The sequence below is a fragment of the Poseidonibacter sp. genome (genome assembly GCF_041821165.1).
In the GTDB taxonomy this organism is placed as follows: Bacteria; Campylobacterota; Campylobacteria; order Campylobacterales; family Arcobacteraceae; genus Poseidonibacter.
The window spans coordinates 1-19,675 of the sequence record NZ_JBGUES010000027.1 but is presented as its reverse complement, the minus strand read 5'-3'; the positions used below and the strand labels follow the sequence as shown (position 1 = coordinate 19,675).

Annotated in this window: 23 protein-coding genes; 7 read left to right on the top strand and 16 right to left on the bottom strand. The window is 27.1% G+C overall.

Features of this window, described 5'->3' with window-relative positions; translation table 11 throughout:
- The 11 genes from ACERKK_RS04000 to ACERKK_RS03950 form a co-directional block, all read right to left on the bottom strand.
- A partial coding sequence (locus tag ACERKK_RS04000; RefSeq protein WP_373771793.1) for a DNA polymerase III subunit gamma/tau occupies positions 1-1,153 on the bottom strand: 1,153 nt, incomplete at its 3' end.
- The gene (murI, locus tag ACERKK_RS03995; RefSeq protein WP_373771792.1) at positions 1,150-1,947 is read right to left on the bottom strand and encodes a glutamate racemase; all 798 of its coding nucleotides are present in this window, start codon (positions 1,945-1,947) and stop codon (positions 1,150-1,152) included. The genes ACERKK_RS04000 and murI, both read right to left, overlap by 4 nt.
- Before the next feature lie 88 nt (positions 1,948-2,035).
- A complete protein-coding gene (locus ACERKK_RS03990) occupies positions 2,036-3,196 on the bottom strand; it encodes a chemotaxis protein CheA (RefSeq protein ID WP_373771791.1) in 1,161 nt (386 codons plus the stop codon).
- A 15-nt stretch (positions 3,197-3,211) separates the two neighbouring features.
- A complete protein-coding gene (locus ACERKK_RS03985; protein ID WP_373771790.1) occupies positions 3,212-4,411 on the bottom strand; it encodes a sensor histidine kinase in 1,200 nt (399 codons plus the stop codon).
- Positions 4,402-5,454: an FIST signal transduction protein gene (locus tag ACERKK_RS03980; RefSeq protein ID WP_373771789.1), complete on the bottom strand. Its 1,053-nt coding sequence runs from the start codon at positions 5,452-5,454 to the stop codon at positions 4,402-4,404. The genes ACERKK_RS03985 and ACERKK_RS03980 overlap by 10 nt, the downstream gene beginning before the upstream one ends.
- 152 nt (positions 5,455-5,606) lie before the next feature.
- Positions 5,607-6,959 (bottom strand): NADP-specific glutamate dehydrogenase, encoded by a 1,353-nt coding sequence (gene gdhA, locus ACERKK_RS03975; RefSeq protein ID WP_373771788.1) that lies wholly within the window; start codon positions 6,957-6,959, stop codon positions 5,607-5,609.
- Positions 6,960-7,103: 144 nt separating this feature from the next.
- The gene (locus ACERKK_RS03970; protein ID WP_373771787.1) at positions 7,104-7,928 is read right to left on the bottom strand and encodes a MetQ/NlpA family ABC transporter substrate-binding protein; all 825 of its coding nucleotides are present in this window, start codon (positions 7,926-7,928) and stop codon (positions 7,104-7,106) included.
- 12 nt (positions 7,929-7,940) lie between these two features.
- On the bottom strand, positions 7,941-8,579 hold the full coding sequence (locus ACERKK_RS03965; RefSeq protein WP_373771786.1) for a methionine ABC transporter permease: 639 nt from the start codon (positions 8,577-8,579) through the stop codon (positions 7,941-7,943).
- Positions 8,579-9,535: a methionine ABC transporter ATP-binding protein gene (locus tag ACERKK_RS03960; RefSeq protein ID WP_373771785.1), complete on the bottom strand. Its 957-nt coding sequence runs from the start codon at positions 9,533-9,535 to the stop codon at positions 8,579-8,581. Before ACERKK_RS03960 ends, ACERKK_RS03965 begins: the two co-directional genes overlap by 1 nt.
- 138 nt (positions 9,536-9,673) lie before the next feature.
- Positions 9,674-10,996, bottom strand: a complete 1,323-nt coding sequence (gene rho, locus ACERKK_RS03955) for a transcription termination factor Rho (RefSeq protein WP_373771784.1) — start codon at positions 10,994-10,996, stop codon at positions 9,674-9,676.
- A gap of 181 nt (positions 10,997-11,177) precedes the next feature.
- Entirely contained in the window at positions 11,178-11,774 is a 597-nt protein-coding gene (locus tag ACERKK_RS03950) for a peroxiredoxin (RefSeq protein ID WP_373771783.1), read from the bottom strand.
- A 296-nt stretch (positions 11,775-12,070) separates the two neighbouring features.
- Here ACERKK_RS03950 and ACERKK_RS03945 point away from each other — a divergent pair, with 296 nt between their 5' ends.
- The 6 genes from ACERKK_RS03945 (at position 12,071) to ACERKK_RS03920 (ending at position 15,489) form a co-directional block, all read left to right on the top strand.
- Entirely contained in the window at positions 12,071-12,346 is a 276-nt protein-coding gene (locus tag ACERKK_RS03945; protein WP_373771782.1) for a 4Fe-4S dicluster domain-containing protein, read from the top strand.
- Positions 12,347-12,471: 125 nt separating this feature from the next.
- On the top strand, positions 12,472-12,885 hold the full coding sequence (gene ndk, locus ACERKK_RS03940; RefSeq protein WP_373771781.1) for a nucleoside-diphosphate kinase: 414 nt from the start codon (positions 12,472-12,474) through the stop codon (positions 12,883-12,885).
- A gap of 26 nt (positions 12,886-12,911) precedes the next feature.
- On the top strand, positions 12,912-13,289 hold the full coding sequence (locus ACERKK_RS03935) for a hypothetical protein (protein ID WP_373771780.1): 378 nt from the start codon (positions 12,912-12,914) through the stop codon (positions 13,287-13,289).
- Between the two features lie 11 nt (positions 13,290-13,300).
- Positions 13,301-13,453: a 50S ribosomal protein L32 gene (rpmF, locus tag ACERKK_RS03930; protein WP_373771779.1), complete on the top strand. Its 153-nt coding sequence runs from the start codon at positions 13,301-13,303 to the stop codon at positions 13,451-13,453.
- The gene (plsX, locus tag ACERKK_RS03925) at positions 13,453-14,445 is read left to right on the top strand and encodes a phosphate acyltransferase PlsX (protein ID WP_373771778.1); all 993 of its coding nucleotides are present in this window, start codon (positions 13,453-13,455) and stop codon (positions 14,443-14,445) included. Before rpmF ends, plsX begins: the two co-directional genes overlap by 1 nt.
- A 45-nt stretch (positions 14,446-14,490) precedes the next feature.
- Positions 14,491-15,489 carry a beta-ketoacyl-ACP synthase III gene (locus ACERKK_RS03920; protein WP_373771777.1) on the top strand — a complete coding sequence of 333 codons (999 nt, stop codon included), beginning with the start codon at positions 14,491-14,493 and terminating at the stop codon, positions 15,487-15,489.
- 62 nt (positions 15,490-15,551) lie between these two features.
- Here ACERKK_RS03920 and ACERKK_RS03915 read toward each other — a convergent pair whose 3' ends face one another.
- The 4 genes from ACERKK_RS03915 to ACERKK_RS03900 all read right to left on the bottom strand — a co-directional run bounded on the left by ACERKK_RS03915 (position 15,552) and on the right by ACERKK_RS03900 (position 17,646).
- Complete coding sequence (locus ACERKK_RS03915) at positions 15,552-15,872, bottom strand: branched-chain amino acid transporter permease (RefSeq protein WP_373771776.1); 321 nt, start codon at positions 15,870-15,872, stop codon at positions 15,552-15,554.
- Complete coding sequence (locus tag ACERKK_RS03910) at positions 15,865-16,551, bottom strand: AzlC family ABC transporter permease (RefSeq protein ID WP_373771775.1); 687 nt, start codon at positions 16,549-16,551, stop codon at positions 15,865-15,867. Before ACERKK_RS03910 ends, ACERKK_RS03915 begins: the two co-directional genes overlap by 8 nt.
- A complete protein-coding gene (locus ACERKK_RS03905; protein WP_373771774.1) occupies positions 16,551-16,988 on the bottom strand; it encodes a hypothetical protein in 438 nt (145 codons plus the stop codon). Before ACERKK_RS03905 ends, ACERKK_RS03910 begins: the two co-directional genes overlap by 1 nt.
- 88 nt (positions 16,989-17,076) lie before the next feature.
- Positions 17,077-17,646: an aminotransferase class IV family protein gene (locus ACERKK_RS03900; RefSeq protein ID WP_373771773.1), complete on the bottom strand. Its 570-nt coding sequence runs from the start codon at positions 17,644-17,646 to the stop codon at positions 17,077-17,079.
- Between the two features lie 69 nt (positions 17,647-17,715).
- Between ACERKK_RS03900 and ACERKK_RS03895 the strand changes: the two genes are divergently transcribed.
- Complete coding sequence (locus tag ACERKK_RS03895; protein ID WP_373771772.1) at positions 17,716-18,489, top strand: hypothetical protein; 774 nt, start codon at positions 17,716-17,718, stop codon at positions 18,487-18,489.
- Between the two features lie 13 nt (positions 18,490-18,502).
- On the opposite strand, the gene ACERKK_RS03890 is transcribed toward ACERKK_RS03895, so the two are convergent.
- A complete protein-coding gene (locus ACERKK_RS03890) occupies positions 18,503-19,528 on the bottom strand; it encodes a Cj0069 family protein (RefSeq protein WP_373771771.1) in 1,026 nt (341 codons plus the stop codon).
- Positions 19,529-19,675: the final 147 nt, after the last annotated feature.

Sequence of the window (19,675 nt, the reverse complement as noted above, 5' to 3'; positions counted from 1 at the left end):
GTTCAACTTTTTGTTCAACAATTGGCTCAGGTTTTGGTTCAACTCTAGTTTCAATTCTTCTAGTAATTTTTTCTTCTTTTACTTCTAAAGTTTGAACTTGATTTATAATTTCATCAATAGTCTTTAAATTTGTTGCTTCAATCATTTTAAGTAAAGTTAAAATTAATACAAATCCACCATCTGAATTAATTGCTAATAATTGTTTTGCATCACCAATTATTCTAAAAAATCTATCAAATAATAAGATATCAAATCTTGCATCTTTTTGCATCATTTTATGTTTTAAATAAATTGACATTTCATCACAAACTTGAGATATTTCATATACTTCTAACTCTTTTACAATTGAAGTAATATCACCTTTATTTAATACAGTTGTAAAAATATTATCCATAACTTTTGGATCAATTAAACCTAACATATCAACAACAGTATTTGTTGTAATTTCACCTTTTGAGAAAATAATTGCTTGATCAAGTAAAGTTAAGGTATCTCTTAAACTTCCTTGTCCAGTTCTTGCAAGAATTTCTAAAGCAGCTGTTTGGAATTCAAGATTTTCTTCATTTAAAATATGTGATAAGTGATGTATAACATCTGCTGTTGCAATTTTATTAAATCTAAAATGCTGTGTTCTACTTAATATTGTTGCAGGAAGTTTTAATGGATCAGTTGTTGCTAAAATAAATTTTACAAAACCAGGAGGTTCTTCTAATGTTTTTAAAAGTGCATTAAAAGCTTGAGTAGTAAGCATATGAACTTCATCGATAATAAAGACTTTAAATCTAGCAGAGCTTGGTTTATATTTAGTATGTTCAATTAAATCTTTAATATCATCAATACCTCTATTTGAAGCTGCATCCATTTCTATAATATCTAAGTGTCTATTTGCATTTGCACTTAAACAATTATCACAAACCTCACAAGGATTTGATGTTGGGCCTTCTTTACATAATAAAGCTTTTGCCATGATTCTAGCAGTTGAAGTTTTACCACTTCCTCTTAGTCCTGAAAATAAATATGCATGAGATAATCTATTTGAATCTAAGGCTAATGATAAAGTTTGTGAAACTGTACTTTGACCAACTAAATCTTTAAAAGTATGTGGTCTATATTTTAAAGCTAATACTTTTCTATCTTGTGTTATTTCACTCATATCTCATATTTCCTAATCATGATTTTGTCACCTTGTTCACTTGTTTTAAATATTTTATTCACCATATTAGTATTTATTTCACCTGTAAAATAGATACAAATATTTAATAAACCTTCATTTATATGCCCATTATCTTCACTAAGTAATTTTAGTCTTTTAGCAATTGCGCAACCTGTATCAATTAGATTTATATTCTCACCCATAATTTTTTTAATAGTTTCATTTACTAAAGGATAATGTGTACATCCTAAAACTATTGTATCAACAGAGTTTAAACTCATAGGTTTTAGCCAATCTTCAAGCATTAAAGTTGTTTTTTTAGAAGAGATTTCACCTTTTTCTATTTGTTCAACCAAACCAGGACAAGCTTGTTCAAATAATCTAACAGACTTATTCATTGATAATTGATTTACCAATAATTGATATTTATCACCTTTTAATGTAGCAGGTGTTGCTAAAACACCAACATTACCAGTTTTTGTAAATTCAATTGCTGGTTTAATTCCAGGTTCTGTTCCAATAACAATAAGTGTAGGGAAATTTTCTCTTAAATAAGAAATTGCAGCAGATGTTGCTGTATTACAAGCTACTATTAAAGCTTCTATTTCATGTTTATTTATTAAAAAGTTTGTGATTTCTAAACATCGTTTTAGAATTTGTTCGGGTGCTTTTTGCCCATAAGGTGCATGTGCAGTATCTGCAACATAAAATATATCTGCACCATTAAATACTTCAGTAATGGCACTAACAACAGTTAATCCACCTAAACCTGAATCAAACACACCTACTTTCAAGTTGTACCTTATTCTTAATTTAGGTAGATTATATCAAAAAAGCTTAAAATTCTAGATAAAAAATAATGCTTTAAATATAATAAATTACTTATCTTTTATCATCAACAATACTCTTAACATCAATGATTAAACCAATAGAACCATTTCCTCTTACCGTTGCTCCACTAATACCAATTACATCTCTAAAGTTTTTATCAATTGCTTTTACAACAATTTGTTGTTGATGTAAAAATTCATCTATAAATAATGCAACTTTTTCTTTTCCAGCTTTTACAACAATAATCATTCCATCTGTTAAATTAGTATGCTGACCTTTTATATTTAAATATTGATTCATTCTAATTATTGGAATAAAATCTTCTCTTAATATTAATAGTTCCGAAGAACCATCTCCTACACTTTTAATAATATCTTTTGTAGGTTGTAAAGATTCAATAATTGAAGTAGTTGGTAAAATAAAATATTGTTCACCAATTCTAATATTTAAGCCATCTAAAATTGATAAAGTTAAAGGTATAAAAATTGTTACAGTTGTTCCTCTATCTTTTTTCGTTTCAATAAATAATTGTCCATTTATTTTTTCAACATACTCTTTTACTTTTGACATTGATTTTTCATTTAAAATTAAAGCAGATTTATCATTATCACTCATATTTTCTAAATCATCTTCATTTATAAATAACTTTTCTAAAGCATTATTTACAATACTTTCTAAATCAATACCTTTTCCATCATCTTTAATAGTAATTACAATTTGTCCATTAATTTGTTCTGTATTTACAGATATTAATCCTATTTCATTTTTTTGTTTTTCAATTCTTATTTTTGGTTCTTCAATACCATGTATAAGTGAATTTTCTAAAATTAATTTCAAAGTTTCATCTAAAGATTCAAGCATACTTTTATCAATTTTAGTATTATTTCCAGATGTATTTATTTGAATTTTCTTATTATATTTACTAGCAGTTGATTCTATTAACAAAGGAAATTTTTCATAAATACTTGCCATATTTATCATTCTAAGTTCCATTGCATAATCTTGAATTTCTTTAATATGTCTTTCAAATAAAGTTGTTATTCCAGACATATTTCTTTTATCTTCTTCATCATTTAAACTCTCAATTTTTTGAGACATCATAGAGTTTGTAATTACTAAATCTGCAACTTTATTAACTAGTTTTTCAATTTTATCTAAATCAACTAATATCGTTTCAGTTTTTTCTATATCAGTTTTTTTAATTTCTTCCATAATATATTCCTTTACTTATTCTATTAAGGGTAATTCAATAATAAATCTTGCACCATTTTTAGTGTTTTCTACATATATTTTACCAAATAAACGATTTACAACAATATCATAACTATTATAAAGCCCAATTCCTGTGCCTTGAGATTGATGTTTAGTTGTAAAATAAGGATTGAAAATTTTATCTTTAATCTTTTCATTTATTCCACCTGCATTATCTTCAATAGTAATAAAGACTTTTTTTGTTGATTTCTTTATTGAATATTTTACCCATTTTTCAACTTCATTAATACTATTTTTCAAAGCATCTTTTGCATTATCTAATATTGATAAAAAAACTTGTAATAATTCACCTGCAATTAAATTTATCTTTAAAGGTTCAGGTTCCATAAACTCTTCAATAATTTTAATATTTTCTTCTTTATATGATGATGTAACTATTTTAATTGCAGATGAAAATCTTTTTTGAATAATCAAATCTTTTTTTCTATGTGATTGTTTAATATACTCTCTAAATTCATCAATTGTATCTGATAAATATTGTGTATTTTTTATAATAGAATTACTATCATCAAAAAACTCTTTATCATTTAAAATATTCATCTCTTTTTTTAATTGCATTCCACTTGCAAGTGTTGATATTGCGCTTAATGGCTGTCTCCATTGATGAGCAATATTTCCAATTAATTCACCCATTTCAATTATTTTTAATTGCTCTGAGATTTGCCTTTCTTTTTCTTTGTTAAGATTAATCTCTTTTTTTACTTCTTCTTTTAGATTATTAGTTAAGATATTTAATTCATAATTCTTTTTTTCTAAACTCATTACATTTAAGCATGAATCTATTGCAAGATTCAATTTTCTTTTAAAGTTTTTATACATTGCAATAATAAAATTTAAGTTTATGTTTTTATCATAAATAAATACAATTAAAGCATTTTCTAATTTATAATATAAGATATTTAAATGTGTATTGTACTTTTCAATTAAAATATCATCATTAAATTTATTTGGTAAATTATCTATATTATAAGAAACTTCTTTACCTATTGAAATAATTTTTTCAATGCCATTAGTTAATAAATAAGAAGCGCCATAAATAGCATAAGTTTCTTGCATAAATGTTCGAATAACTTCTTCCATCATAGAAGTAAGATCTAAACTATTTCCAATAGAACTATGACATTTAAAGGAAACTGACAACTCATTTAAAAGCATATTCCACCTACCACACAAGTTTTATTAAAAAAGTTTATATATCTATTTCCACTATTTGCAACTTCACCAATTGTAACAGCACCAATTCCTTTTTGATTATGTAATAAAGAAAATATATTATTTAACTCTTCATCAAATTTATCTTTTAAAAACTCTTTTCTTGAAATACATTCAAATATAATAATTGATTCACAATCTTCTTTTAAAGCTTGTGTTGTAGCTTCTTTTGCAGAGTCTAAAAGTTTTTGTTTATCACCTTTTAAAATATTAATTATTGAATTATTAGAAATTTCTCCTACTAATACTAAATTTCCATTTTCATAAGAGATAGGATCACGTACAATTTGTTCACCCATATATTTTACAATTCCAATTGGATAATTTTGTGATATCTCTTGAAAATTGTTTTTTGTTAAAACAATACCGCAATCTTTTTCAATAATGTTCTTATAAGTATTAAATGCACTTTTATAATCTAATTGTTTTAAAATATTTTTTTCACTTGAAGTTACTACAAAAGGACCTGTTAAATATTCCCAACCATGTTTAACTCCGATATTAATAGAAGTTTCTAGGCTTAATAAAATCGCACTATTATTATAAAAACCTTTATTATTGAATATTACTTTTTTATTTTTACCATTAATTGTACCTGCTCCACCACCAATAATATTTGTATTAATATTTACATTACAAAAGAGATTTTGTAAAAAGCTTTCATTATAAATAGAAATACCATCTAATAAAGTGATTATTGATTTTGTAGAGTTAAAGGTTTTATAAAAGTCATATGTTTTTGAAATATCATCATAAAAGTGGACTTTCATATTATTCTTAATTTCAATAGCAATTAAGCCTGAATCATAAAGTTTATTTTCATAAATGATTTCAGGAAATATAGCACCTGTAATATTTAAAGTATTTATTTTTTCTATTTCAATAAGTGTATTTGTAGCTACTAATAATAAATATTCAGTATTTAAATTATTTATTTGAGAAATAAATGATTCTAAATCCTTGAAATAATTTATATTAGTCTTCATAAAAATCCTATTTATTTAAGTATTCTATTAAAGCATAAATAACTTTAAATAATAGAGACTAATCTGTATAATAAACTACTTTTTTAAGGATTTTAAAACTAATAATTTTATAATGATAAATGTAATACTCAAAAAAGAGTATTACATAAAAATTATACTAAACCTTGCTCAATCATTGCATCAGCAACTTTTCTAAATCCAGCAATATTAGCACCTAAAACTAAGTTAGTAGGTTGTCCAAATTCAGCTGCAGTTGAACTTGCAGAATCAAAAATATTTTTCATAATTCTTTCAAGTTTTGCTTCAACTTCTTCAAAAGTCCAAGCAAGCATAGAAGCATTTTGAGCCATTTCTAATTGACTTGTAGCAACACCACCAGCATTTGCAGCTTTTCCTGGTCCATATGCTATTTTAGCTTCAATAAATAAATCAACAGCCTGAGCAGTTGAAGGCATATTTGCACCCTCACTTACACAAGTACATCCATTTTCTAAAAGTGTTTTTGCATCTTCTAAATTTAATTCATTTTGTGTAGCACTTGGGAATGCTGCATCACAAGGTACAGACCAAACACCATTCATACCTTTTTTATATTCTTCAACAGGAATATATTTTGCATTAGGTCTATATTTTACATATTCAGTTAATCTTGCTCTTTGTTTCTCTTTTAACTCTTTAAGTAATTCTAAATCAATACCTTCTTCATCTATAATCATTCCTTTAGAATCACTACATGTAATTGGTAATGCTTTTAAATGATATAACTTTTCTATAGTATAAATAGCAACATTTCCAGAACCTGAAACAACACATTTTTTACCTTCTAATGTTTCACCTCTTGCTTCTAACATATATTTAGCAAAATAAACACACCCATATCCAGTTGCTTCTGTTCTTGCTAGAGAACCACCCCATTTTAGTGATTTTCCTGTTAGTACACCTTCATATCTATTTGCAAGTTTTTTATACATTCCAAACATATATCCAATTTCTCGAGCACCTACTCCAATATCTCCAGCTGGAACATCAGTATTTGCACCAATATGTCTATATAATTCACTCATAAAGGCTTGACAAAATCTCATGATTTCATTGTCAGATTTTCCTTTTGGATCAAAATCACTTCCACCTTTTCCTCCACCAATTTGAAGTCCTGTTAATGCATTTTTAAAAATTTGTTCAAAACCTAAAAATTTAATTACACCTGCATTAACACTTGGATGAAATCTAAGACCACCTTTATATGGACCTAAAGCTGAATTAAACTCAACTCTAAATGCTTTATTTACTTGGATTTCTCCATTATCATCAACCCAGTTAACTCTAAATATAATTTGTCTTTCTGGTTCAACAATTCTTTCAATAATTTTATGTTTTTTATATTGTGGATATTTTTCTAGTAGTGGTTTTAAAGAGTATAGTACTTCTTCTGCCGCTTGATAAAACTCAGTTTGTGCAGGACTTGATCTCTTAAGATAATCGAATACGTCTTCAAAATATGACATGTGCTTTCCTTTTATTTTCTAATTGAAAGCACATTGTAGCGAATATATGTATATTTATTATACTTATGTATATATTTTATACATATTTTAGCATTAGTGTTTATTATTTACATTATTTTAGGGAAAGATTACTTTCCCTTTAAATTAAAATGCTTCTACAATAGAACCATTATATTTTTCTTTAATGAATTTTTTAATTTCATCTGAATTAATAGCTTCGTTTAAAGCTTTAATGTAATCAGTATTTTCATTACCTTTTTTAACAACCACAATATTTGCATAAGGAGAATCTTTTGATTCAAGTACTAAAGCATCTTTTAATGGATTTAAGTCAGCAGATAAAGCATAGTTTGTATTAATAATAGCAGCATCAACTTCATCTAAAACTCTTGGTAATTGAGGAGCATCTAACTCTTTAATTTTTAAGTTTTTAGGATTATCTTTAATATCAACAACAGTTTTTAAAGCAACATCATTAAATGTTAATAAACCTTGTTTTACTAAAATATCTAAAGCTCTACTTTCATTTGTAGGATCATTTGGAACTGCAATTGTAGCACCATCTTTTAATTCTTTTATGTCTTTTAATGTTTTAGAATAAACACCCATTGGCTCTAAGTGTACATTTACAGTTTTAACTAATTGAGTGTTTTTATTAGCGTTAAACTCATTTAAATAAGGTGCATGTTGGAAGAAGTTTGCATCTAATTCACCTTCATCAACAGCGATATTTGGAGTTACATAATCAGTAAATTCAACAATTTGTAAATCATAACCCTTAGCTTTTAAAAGTGGTTTAACAGCTTCTAAAATCTCTACATGAGGAACAGGTGTTGCACCAATTTTAATTGTAGTTTTTTTCTCAACTGCAACTTTTGTTTCAACTTTTTTCTCTTCTTTTTCATTACAACCAGTAATTGCAAATGCTAATACTGATGCTAATGATACTTTTAAAATATTTTTTAACATGTTTTCTATCCTTTATTTTTTTGTAATTTTATATAAATAATCGCCTAAACTTTGTACAACTTGAACAAGTGCAATTAAAATTAATACAGTATAAATCATAGTATCTGTTTGGAATCTATAATAACCATATTTAATAGCAACATCTCCAAGACCTCCTCCTCCAACAGCACCAGCCATTGCAGAAAAACCAATTACAGTAATAAGTGTTAAAGTGATTGCTGAAATAATAGCAGGAAGTGCTTCAACTAACATCACTTTAAAGATAATTTGAAAATCACTTGCACCAAATGATTTAGCAGCTTCAATAACTCCAACTTCAACTTCTTTTAAAGCACTCTCAATTAATCTTGCAATAAAAGGAGCAGCTCCAATTGTTAAAGGGATTATTGCAGCTGTTGTTCCAATACTTTTTCCAATTAAAAACTTAGTAAGAGGAAAAAGTATAATCATTAAAATGATAAAAGGAAACGATCTTAAAGTATTAATTACAACATCTAATACAGAGTAAACTTTTAAGTTTTCTCTTAATCCACCTTTTGAAGTTAAAATCAAAATAATGGCAAAAATAAATCCAATAATAACAGCAAAAAAAGTAGATACAGCAGACATATAAACTGTTTCTCCAAATGCTGGTAATAAAATATCAAGCATTATAATACCTCCCAAACAATATCTTTATCTTTCATATATTCTAAAACCTTATCTTTTTCATTATCTTTAATATTAATTACAATATTTCCAACAATATGAGTATTAATCTCTTCTAGTTTTCCCCATACAATATTAAAATCCATATCAAGATTTCTTGCCATTGAAGTTATAAAAGATTGAAAAGCATTATCTTTTGGGAAATATAGTTTTATATTTACTCCATCTTTTGGTACGACTTCACTTTCACCTAAAAACTCTTTCATTTTTGCATCTGGTTTTAAAAATAGTTCTTCAGTATCATCAAAACCAATAATATTTCCATGCTCTAATAAAAGTGACTTTTGTGCAATTTGTTTAACTACTTCCATTTCATGTGTTACTAAAATGATAGTAATATTTAGTTTTTCATTAATCTCTTTTAATAAATTTAAAATAGATACTGTTGTGTTTGGGTCAAGTGCAGATGTTGCTTCATCTGAAAGTAAAATTTCTGGGTCTAATGTTAAAGCTCGTGCAATTGCAACTCTTTGTTTTTGACCACCACTTAATTCACTTGGATAAGATTCTAATTTATGCTCAAGTCCAACTAATGTAAGAAGATCTTTTACTTTCTTTGAAATTTCTTCTTTAGAATATCCCCAAAGTTGCATAGGTAAAGCTACATTTTCATAAACAGTTTTTCTTTGAATTAATGAAAAATGTTGAAATATCATTCCAATATTTTTTCTAAATTCTCTTAATTCTTCTTTTTTTAAAGATTTTATTTCTTTATTATTTACTAGCAGTGATCCATCTTTATAGTTTTCAAGTCCATTAATACATCTTAAAAGTGTTGATTTTCCTGCGCCACTATGTCCCACAATAGCGAAAATTTCACCTTTTTTAATATCAATTGAAATATCATTTAAAACTTTTACATCACCATAATATTTGTTCAAATTTTTTATATTTATCATTAAATACCCTTATATCAGCCTGAAATATTATAGAAAAGTACATAAGAGTAATGTTAAGCAAGAAAGTTACATATTAATTTTATATTTGTTATTTTTAGAAAGTAGGTATAAAGAAAGTAAGCTATTAATAGCTTACTTTTATTCGTTCATTCCAGCGAAGAACGCTTCATTATCTTTTGTTTTTTGCATTTTTGAATATAAAAATTTAAGAGCTTCAACTTCATCCATTGATGCAATTGCATTTCTAAGTATCCAAGTTTTTTGTAAAATTTCAGGAGAAAGAAGTAATTCTTCTTTTCTAGTTCCTGATTTAATAATATCAAGTGCAGGATAAACTCTTTTATTAGCAGCATTTCTAGATAATACAACTTCTGAGTTTCCAGTTCCTTTGAACTCTTCAAAAATAACTTCATCCATTTTTGAACCAGTTTCAATTAATGCAGTTGAAATAATACTTAAAGAACCACCCTCTTCAATATTTCTAGCAGCTCCAAAGAATCTTTTTGGTTTATGTAAAGCATTTGCATCAACACCACCTGAAAGTACTTTTCCAGAACTTGGAGTTACTGTATTATAAGCACGTGCAAGTCTTGTGATTGAATCTAAAAGAATTACAACATCTTTTTTCATTTCTACAAGTCTTTTTGCTTTTTCAATTACAATTTCTGCAACTCTTACATGATTATGTGCAGGTAAATCAAACGTAGAAGAGTAAACCTCACCTTTTACAGATCTTTGCATATCTGTAACTTCTTCAGGTCTTTCATCAATTAATAAAACCATTAAAGTAACTTCAGGATGGTTTCTAGAGATTCCATGAGCTAAATCTTTTAAAAGTTCAGTTTTACCAGTTTTAGGAGGAGCTACGATTAATCCTCTTTGACCTTTACCCATAGGAGCAAAAAGATCCAACATTCTACCTGTCATTCTTTTTGAATCATATTCAAATTTAAATCTTTCAGTAGCATATAAAGGAGTTAAGTTATCAAATAATGGTCGGTTTTTAGATTCTTTAATAGGTAGGTAGTTTATTGCTTCAATTTTTAATAGTGCATTATACTTTTCACTATCTTTATTAGGAGGTCTTACTTGCCCTGAGACAATATCACCTGTTCTTAATGCAAACTTTCTAATTTGAGTTGCACTAACATAAGAATCGTTTGATGTATCTGAGAAGTTACCATCAATTGCTCTTAAGAATCCAAATCCACCCTCTTTGATTTCTAATATTCCAGTAAATAAAATAAATCCACCAGCATCAATTTGATGTTTTAAAATATTAAACATTAAATCTTGTCTTTTAAGTTCTTGTGGGTTTTCTACGTCTAATTCTTTTGCAATATTTAAAAGTTCTTCAAGTGAAAATTCTCTTAATTGCTCTATTTTATACCCTTCAACAGGTATATGAGTTCTAGCTTTTCTTACAGTTTTAGTTTTGCTCTGAGTTTTTGACTCTTCCATGAGTTTAGTTACCTTTAATTTTACATAATATAAGTATGCAGTTTTAGTAGTTTTTTAGTAGTTTTAGTAATAGTAATATTGATATTGTAGTGTTTATTTGAAAATTTGTCAATAATTTTAAAATTTTGACAAAAAAAAAGGTATCAATGAATTGATACCTTTTACATAAAGAGATTAACTATTATAAGTTACCTTCATTTTTACCTAAGTATTCTGCAACACCTTCAGTTGATGGTTTCATACCTTCGTCACCTTTAGTCCAACCAGCAGGACAAACTTCACCATGCTCGTTAGTAAATAACATTGTATCTACCATTCTAATCATTTCATCAATATTTCTTCCTAATGGTAAGTCATTAATTACTGAGTGTCTAACAGTTCCATCTTTGTCAATTAAGAAAGAACCTCTTAATGCAACAGATTCACCAAATAATACATCATAATCTCTAGAGATTTGTTTAGATAAATCAGCAACTAATGGATATTTAATTCTTCCAATTCCACCATTGTTTACATCAGTTTCTCTCCATGCAAAGTGAGAAAATTGAGAATCAACAGAAACACCAATTACAGAAACACCTCTTGAAGAGAACTCTTCAATTCTTTTAGAGAATGCAATAATTTCAGATGGACATACAAAAGTAAAATCTAATGGGTAGAAAAATAATACCGCACCATTTTCACCGATATTTTCATATAAGTTAAAATCTTCAACAATTTGACCATCTGCAAGTACAGCTGTAGCTGTAAAATCTGGAGCTTTTTTAGTTACTAACATTTATAATCCTTTTAATTTAATAAATTTGAATACAATTATATAACATATTTTTTAAATTACAATTATTATTAGCTTAAATTTGTAAATTTGTAAATAATTATTCTTAGATAAACTTTATCCTTTATATCATATATTTTATTTTTTATAAATTTATAAATTAGTTTTAAAATTTTATTTTTGTTTAAATTGTTTCAAATTATTCATTTTGTCTATTCTCAATTGATAATATTTCTCTTTTAAAGTTAATTTTATACTTTGTGTGATAAAGTTTTTTAAATTTTATTAAGGAGTTATATATGGCAGTAAAAATTACTGATATTTGTATTAGTTGTGATGCATGTTTAGACGAGTGTCCTACAGAATCAATTGTAGACAATGATGAGAACCCAACAGGTGAAGATATTTATTATGTAAACCCAGAAACATGTACTGAGTGTATTGGTGACAATGATGCTCCAGCATGTGCTGATGCATGTCCTACTGAGGGATGTATCCAATGGGATGATAGAGACAACTCAACTAACCCAGTTAGAGAAGGTAAAACAGCTGGTGAACCTTGTGTTGAAGACTAATATTTAATATTAGTTAAAACAACTCTCGTAACTCACAAAAAGGCAAGTAATTTTAATTACTTGCCTTTTTTTTATTTTTTAGATACAATCCACGACTTATAATATAAAATCGAGGAATATACGCTATGGAACAAACATTATCAATCATCAAACCTGACGCAGTAGCAAAAAACGTTGTTGGAAAAATCTTATCAAGATTTGAAGACGCTGGATTAAGAATAGCTGCAACTAAAAAAATGCAATTAAGCAAAGCAGATGCAGAAGCATTTTATGCAGTACACGCTGAAAGACCATTTTTTGGAGATTTAGTAGAATTCATGATTTCTGGACCAGTTGTAGTAACTGTTTTAGAAGGTGAAGATGCAATGACAAAAAATAGAGATTTAATGGGTGCAACTAACCCTAAAGAAGCAGCAGCTGGAACTATCAGAGCTGATTTCGCTGAATCTATTGATGCAAATGCAGTACATGGTTCAGATTCATTAGAAAATGCAGCAAACGAAATTAATTTCTTCTTTGCACAAAAAGAAATTTGTTAATTATTGATTAATTAAACAACTTTATAATGAAAATTGAATTTAAAAAAGTACCACAAAGCCCTAAAGAGCTATCATATGAATACGCTTCAGTTAAAATTGAAGGTACTTTTTGTAAAATATCGCAATCGTTAGTAAAAATTGACGCAGTATTACAAGGTACTACTGAAGTTGATTGTTCTAGATGTGGTATTAGTAATACAATCAATGTTGATGAGAAATTAGATTTTTTATTAAGCGATGGTGTATACAGTAATACTGAATCTCAGGATTTAGTAATAGAAATGGAAAATAGTTTAGTTGATTTTGATGAATTAATTCAAAGTGAACTAGACTCAATTAAAAGCGATTATTACATCTGTGACGAATGTTTACAAGATGGTGATAATTTTGAAAAAGAATTTTAAGGAAAGATAAAATGGCAGTACCAAAGAGAAGAGTATCTCATTCAAGAGCAGCTAAAAGAAGAACACACTACAAAATTACATTAAAAAGACCAGTTAAAGACACTGATGGAACTTGGAAAATGCCTCACATGGTTAATCCAACTACTGGTGAATACAAAAACTAATGCATAAAATAGCAATAGATGCAATGGGTGGGGACTTCGGTCCTGAACCTATCATTGATGGGCTTATTGCAGCTTTAAAAACTTACAATAACTTTACTGCTATAGCAGTAGGTAAAAAAGATGAATTACTACCTTTAATACCTCAAAACTTTTTGTCAAGAATTGAAATACTAGATACAGATGATGTAATTAGTATGAGTGATTCTGCAACTGACGCACTTAAAAGAAAAAATTCTACTATTTATAAAGCAATTGAACTTGTTAGAGATGGAAATGCTGATGCTGTTGTATCTGCTGGACATTCTGGTGCTTCAATGTCTTTAGCAACTCTTAGAATTGGAAGATTAAAAGGTGTTTCAAGACCTGCAATTGCAACATTAATGCCTACTAGTGAGAATCAAAACACATTAGTATTAGATGTTGGTGCAAATGTAGATAGTGATGCTAAAAATCTTTTTGAATTTGCTGTTATGGGACAGGTTTATGCATCTGATGTATTAAATCTTGATGATCCAATTATTGGATTATTATCTAATGGTGAAGAAGAAAGTAAAGGTAATGAAGTTACTAAAGAAGCTTATGGTTTAATATCAAAGATTCCTAATTTCGCAGGAAATGTTGAAGGTTCTGATATCTTCAAAGGAACAGTTGATGTTGTGGTTTGTGATGGTTTTGTAGGAAATATTCTACTTAAAACAGCCGAAGGTGTTGCAGACACTATTGGTAAAATCATCAAAAAGAATTTAAAAAGATCTCTTATTTCAATTGCTGGTGCAGTTCTTATGAGAAAAGTATTTAAAAACTTAAAAGTTAGAGTTGATTACGCAGAATATGGTGGAGCTCCACTATTAGGTGTTAAAGCACCTGTTATTATTGCGCATGGTAAATCTAACCCTAAAGCTATACAAAATGCTATTTCACAAGCAATTAATGCAGCAAGTTCTAATGTAAATGAAAATATTGAAAAGAGTCTAGCTCTATATACTAAATAATTAATTTTATATCAAAATTAGTATATTTTATTTAAGGATATGTAAATGACATATGCAGCTTTTAGATCTATTGGAGCTTATATTCCTCCGAAGATTATGACAAACGCAGATTTCGAAAAAATTATTGATACAAGTGATGAATGGATAACAAAAAGAACTGGAATTAAAGAAAGAAGAATTTCAGAACCTGATGAAGCATCTTCTGATTTAGGTGCAAAAGCAGCAGCTGTTGCAATACAACGTGCTGGAATTGCTAAAGAAGATATTGATTTAGTTATTTGTGCTACTGTTACTCCTGATTATTTATGTATGCCTTCTACTGCTTGTCTTATTGCATCAAAACTAGGATTACCTCCTGTTATGGCTTTTGATATAAGTGCCGCTTGTACTGGATTTGTTTATGCAACTTCAGTTGCAAAAGCATTTATTGAATCAGGTATGAAAAAAAATGTATTAATCGTTGGTGCTGAAACATATAGCTCAATTTTAGATTATACAGATAGAGGTACTTGTTTTATCTTTGGAGATGGTGCAGGTGCTGCAATCATTTCTGCTACAGAAGATAAATCAGAAGCTATTATTGATGTTAATTGTTCAAGTGATGGAAACTATGATGATTTAATTAAAACTCCAGGTGGAGGAAGTAAACATCCTTGTTCACAAGAAGTTTTAGATAATAAAATGGCATGTATAAAAATGAAAGGTAATGAAACTTTCAAGCTTGCTGTTAGAACTTTAACATCAGATGTTAAAGTAATGATGGAAAAACATAATCTTTCGAATGAAGATATAAATCATTTTATTCCTCATCAAGCAAACTATAGAATTATAAAAGCTGTAGGTGATGCTTTAGGATTCAATGAAGAGCAAACTGTAGTTACGGTAGATAAGTATGGTAATACATCAGCTGCTTCAATTCCTATGGCTATGAACTATGCCTATGAGCAAGGGCGAATAAAAGCAGGTGATACTGTTCTTTTTGATGCCTTTGGTGGTGGTTTAACATGGGGTTCTGCTCTATTTAAATTCGCTCCAAAAAAATAATAAGTTTGTGGATTCGTCCACAAACTTATTGAACTTCTTATTTAAAACTTCTAAAATGCAATCTAATAGTACTGAACTAACACCATATAAAATATTGTTCCAGCAAATATTGAAATCAAATAGTTTTTTAATACTAAATGTAAAATAGCAGTAAAAAATATTCCCCCTATTTCTTTTAATCCATAAGGAGCTAAAGAAAAATCTATATCTTTTATAGAATAGAATATAAGAATAGTCATAATTACAGCAGGAAAAAATCTTTCAATAAATACTACATATGGTGGTAAATCATTTTTTCTAAAAAATAGAAATGGAAAAACTCTTGTAAAATAATTAACCACGGCCATAATAGCAATAGCTACATATATTTCATAACTACTCATTTTCAACTCTCTTTTTAAATGTAAACATTAATACTAAAGCAAAAATTATTGAAGCTATTAACATCTTATCACTTGGAATAAAACAAAGTGAAAGAATAGAGGCAATTGCACCTATTACAAAAGGAGTTATATTTTTTAAATTTTTATATTGCTCAATACAAAGAACAACAAAAAGTGCTGTTAATGAAAATTCTAAACCTGCTGTATCAAACTTTATATTACTTCCAACAATTGCACCAAGTGTTGCACCTGTAAACCAATAGAATTGATTAAAAGCTGTTAAAAAAAAGTAATACCATCTTTTTTTTAATTGTTCATCATCTTTAATTGTTGTTAAAAGAGCGTATGTCTCATCAGTTAGTCCAAAAATTAAATATGGTTTTAATTTTCCAGTTTTTTTAAATCTTTTTAAAAGTGATAAACCATAAAAAGATTGTCTAATATTTATAAATAAAGTTGCAATTGCAATATCAACCATTCCTGCTTTTACATTAAAAAAGTTAATTGCTACAAACTGTAAAGCTCCTGCATATATAAATAAGGACATAATAGGAGCTAAATACCATGGATAATCAAAAGATACTAAAAGTAAACCAAATGCAAAACCTAAAACTGCATATCCCATCATTACAGGTATTGAAACCTGAAATGCTTTTTTAATCTCTTTGTCGTATTTCACTATTTATTAAACTTCTTATTATTAGGATTGTTTTTAAACACATTAATTGAGTTTAGTTTTGTATTTTTATTAAATTTATCAACAGTTGCAACTGAATTTAAATAAAGGATTGATTCATCAACTATAATTTGAAAAACTGAATGTAATGGAACTTTAGCAGTAGAACCAAAGTTCTCACTTCCATATCCAGCTTCAAATGATATAAAATGCTCATCAACTTTTACAGTTGTATATGTATAATTACTTAAAATAAATAAAGAGTAATCAGATAATTGTTCTTTAATAGCACTAGGAAGTTCTGGTGTAAAAACAATTGGCTTAATATTTGCAGTTATAGAAAACTCTTGGTCTTGTGCTAATAAGTAATCTATTGTTTCTTTAATCTGTTTTGTTACTAAATCTTTAAAATTTTCGTTTTCAAGAATATCAGTTATCATTTTTTATGCCTATAATTAAATTTTTTTAAGGCATATTATAACTTATGAAATAGATAACTTTGCTTATTTTAAATATAAAAATAATTATTTATTTAAGTAAAAAATCTTTTTTTATATCAAAATCAATCATTGCATTCATTAAAGCTATTTTTTCACAATTTTGTAGCATTTCTACACTAATATCTTTTTCTATTAAAAACTTTTCTTCTAATAATCTAGCTCTTGTAGTACCTGCTAATAAAGGTATTGTTGGAGTAATCCAATGACCATCGTAATAAATTGCAATATTTGCAATACTTGTATCAGTTAGTAAACCATTTTTTATAATCATAATTTCATCACAAGAATCTTTTTGCATAAAAAGTTTATCAAGTTTTTCTCTATCTAAATATTTTTTTGAATAGTTAATATCATCACAAAAAACAAGTTTAAATCTGTTTATTTCTCTTTTTTTATAAGGGAAATAGTTTACTTCTAAAATACCGCTTTCATCATAAACAACTTTACAACGTAAACATTCATTACTTACAGGGTAAATATACTCTTGTAAGTTTAAATTCATTGCTATTGTATTAGCAACTCTTTTATTATGAAATTCAAGATTAAAAACCTCATAATCTTCACATTTTATAGTCTCAAAAAAAATATTATTATTCAAATGTTCTTCTTTTATTTATGATTTAATTTTAAAAGATATAATAACTAAATTTCGTTTTAAGGCCCATTTATGAACAAGAAATATAGTAATATAATTAATAGTTTTGAAGATTTTGATAATACCTACAAACATGCTTTTATAGGTATTCCAAAAGGTTTTGGTAATTTAAAAGAATCATATTTTGGTACATTAAAAAAGTTCAAAAAACTTTATCCTAATTTTAAAAGTACAAGTAAAATTCCAACTGTTCTTTTTATGCATGGATCAGCTGGATTAAGAAAAGGTTCTGTTTATAGAAAATGGATTGTTGAAGAAGCTGGTTTTATATTTTTTGCACCTAATTCATTAAAGGTAAAAAATAGACCTACATACGAAACACCAACAAAATTAAAAAATTATGAAAAAGTTCATGAGTTTAGACAAGCAGAAATATATTTTAATTTAGAGAAACTTCAAAAAATATCTTTTATTGATACAAATAATATTTTTCTTATGGGAAATTCAGAAGGTGGCTTAGCAGCAGCTGCATTTAAAGGTAGAGAATTTAAAGGAAGAATTGTAACTGCATACTCTTGTGAAAATGCATATTATTCAAAAAACTTTGAAATTGGGGCAAATAAAGATGAAGCAATTTTAAATATTATAGGTACACATGATGAGTATTTTTCAAATGATTCAAAAGCTACTAAAAATCATGAAGTAGATGGACATTGTACAAAAGCATTAAGAAAATATAAAAATGCTAAGGTTATTATTTTACCTCAAACAAAACATGATATTACAACAAATGTCTATGTTAAAGGTGATATTTTAAACTTTTTAAAACTTTGGAGCAAAGAATAATTCTTTGCTCTAACTATTTAACAAATACTTTTGCAACATCTTTTGCATATTGTAATTCTGTTGTTATTCCTACACAAGAACAGTTGATTTCAGATAAAACATATTTATCACTACCATCTTTATTATAATCAAGAATATAGTCCATAGTCCATAATAAAGGATAATTTTGCCCTTTTAAATATGGTTTTAAATCTTTAAGTCCCTTTGTTGTTAATGTTACAACATCTTTCCATTTTCCTTCACTTGGCGATTCGTATTTATATTTTGCACCTGAGAATAATGTTGCTGAAAACTCACCTTCTTGTGGTTTTTTATGAACAACTGAAATTGGTTTATCATTTACTAGTAAAACTCTAATTTCACCTTCACTAATTCTTTCTAAATATCTACAACCAACAAATCCTGTTTTACCTTCAAAATATTCAGCATACTCACTGTCATCTTGGAAATTTACTTCAAATTTAGAAATAAACTCATGAATATCATCATAAAAATATTTTTCATTATTTACAGCTTCTGTTGAAACAATAGAACCATCATCTTGAAGTCTTACTAAATAAACACCCTCACCTGTTGAGCCATAGTTTGTTTTTAAAACTCTAATACCATGTTTTTTTAAATCATTAGGAAATTTTGATGCAAAATCTGAAAATTTATGATAGAAATATGATTCATCATCTCCTAATCTAGTACCTTTTAATTTAGCTAAAATGTCTTTGAAATCTAAGTTAATCATTACATCAGGATGTGTATGAATTTCTACACCTTCATCACCTAAAGCTTTTAAAAATTGAAAATACTCATCAACTTGTTTTAAATTACCAGGATTAATTCTTGAAATTACTGCATGTGCATTTTTCTTTAAATAATCTAAAAGTTTATACTTTTTATTTGGTCTAAAAAACACAATTTCAGTTTTATATTTTGTTTCTTTTTCAATTTCTCGTAAAATTGCTTTAGTATCAGGTCTAAAACCATCAAAACCTTTATCACTTCCTTTTGCATATTCAATGATAAAAATAGTATTTCTTGTTTTCATTTAATTTCCTATATTAATTTGTATAGGAATAATAAAATAACTCGATTACATATTAGTTACAATTAGAACTTATAAATTATTTTTAATATTTAAACGGTATCCAATACCTGAAATATTTACTATAAATGTTTTAAAAGTTTTTTTTCG

Bases quoted from the DNA above. Each gene is read 5' to 3' on its own strand.
- ACERKK_RS03990 (WP_373771791.1), bottom strand. From the start codon at position 3,196: ATGGAAGAAATTAAAAAAACTGATATAGAAAAAACTGAAACGATATTA.
- ACERKK_RS03985 (WP_373771790.1), bottom strand. From the start codon at position 4,411: ATGCTTTTAAATGAGTTGTCAGTTTCCTTTAAATGTCATAGTTCTATT.
- ACERKK_RS03980 (WP_373771789.1), bottom strand. From the start codon at position 5,454: ATGAAGACTAATATAAATTATTTCAAGGATTTAGAATCATTTATTTCT.
- gdhA (WP_373771788.1), bottom strand. From the start codon at position 6,959: ATGTCATATTTTGAAGACGTATTCGATTATCTTAAGAGATCAAGTCCT.
- ACERKK_RS03970 (WP_373771787.1), bottom strand. From the start codon at position 7,928: ATGTTAAAAAATATTTTAAAAGTATCATTAGCATCAGTATTAGCATTT.
- ACERKK_RS03965 (WP_373771786.1), bottom strand. From the start codon at position 8,579: ATGCTTGATATTTTATTACCAGCATTTGGAGAAACAGTTTATATGTCT.
- ACERKK_RS03960 (WP_373771785.1), bottom strand. From the start codon at position 9,535: ATGATAAATATAAAAAATTTGAACAAATATTATGGTGATGTAAAAGTT.
- rho (WP_373771784.1), bottom strand. From the start codon at position 10,996: ATGGAAGAGTCAAAAACTCAGAGCAAAACTAAAACTGTAAGAAAAGCT.
- ACERKK_RS03950 (WP_373771783.1), bottom strand. From the start codon at position 11,774: ATGTTAGTAACTAAAAAAGCTCCAGATTTTACAGCTACAGCTGTACTT.
- ACERKK_RS03945 (WP_373771782.1), top strand. From the start codon at position 12,071: ATGGCAGTAAAAATTACTGATATTTGTATTAGTTGTGATGCATGTTTA.
- ndk (WP_373771781.1), top strand. From the start codon at position 12,472: ATGGAACAAACATTATCAATCATCAAACCTGACGCAGTAGCAAAAAAC.
- ACERKK_RS03935 (WP_373771780.1), top strand. From the start codon at position 12,912: ATGAAAATTGAATTTAAAAAAGTACCACAAAGCCCTAAAGAGCTATCA.
- rpmF (WP_373771779.1), top strand. From the start codon at position 13,301: ATGGCAGTACCAAAGAGAAGAGTATCTCATTCAAGAGCAGCTAAAAGA.
- plsX (WP_373771778.1), top strand. From the start codon at position 13,453: ATGCATAAAATAGCAATAGATGCAATGGGTGGGGACTTCGGTCCTGAA.
- ACERKK_RS03920 (WP_373771777.1), top strand. From the start codon at position 14,491: ATGACATATGCAGCTTTTAGATCTATTGGAGCTTATATTCCTCCGAAG.
- ACERKK_RS03915 (WP_373771776.1), bottom strand. From the start codon at position 15,872: ATGAGTAGTTATGAAATATATGTAGCTATTGCTATTATGGCCGTGGTT.
- ACERKK_RS03905 (WP_373771774.1), bottom strand. From the start codon at position 16,988: ATGATAACTGATATTCTTGAAAACGAAAATTTTAAAGATTTAGTAACA.
- ACERKK_RS03895 (WP_373771772.1), top strand. From the start codon at position 17,716: ATGAACAAGAAATATAGTAATATAATTAATAGTTTTGAAGATTTTGAT.
- ACERKK_RS03890 (WP_373771771.1), bottom strand. From the start codon at position 19,528: ATGAAAACAAGAAATACTATTTTTATCATTGAATATGCAAAAGGAAGT.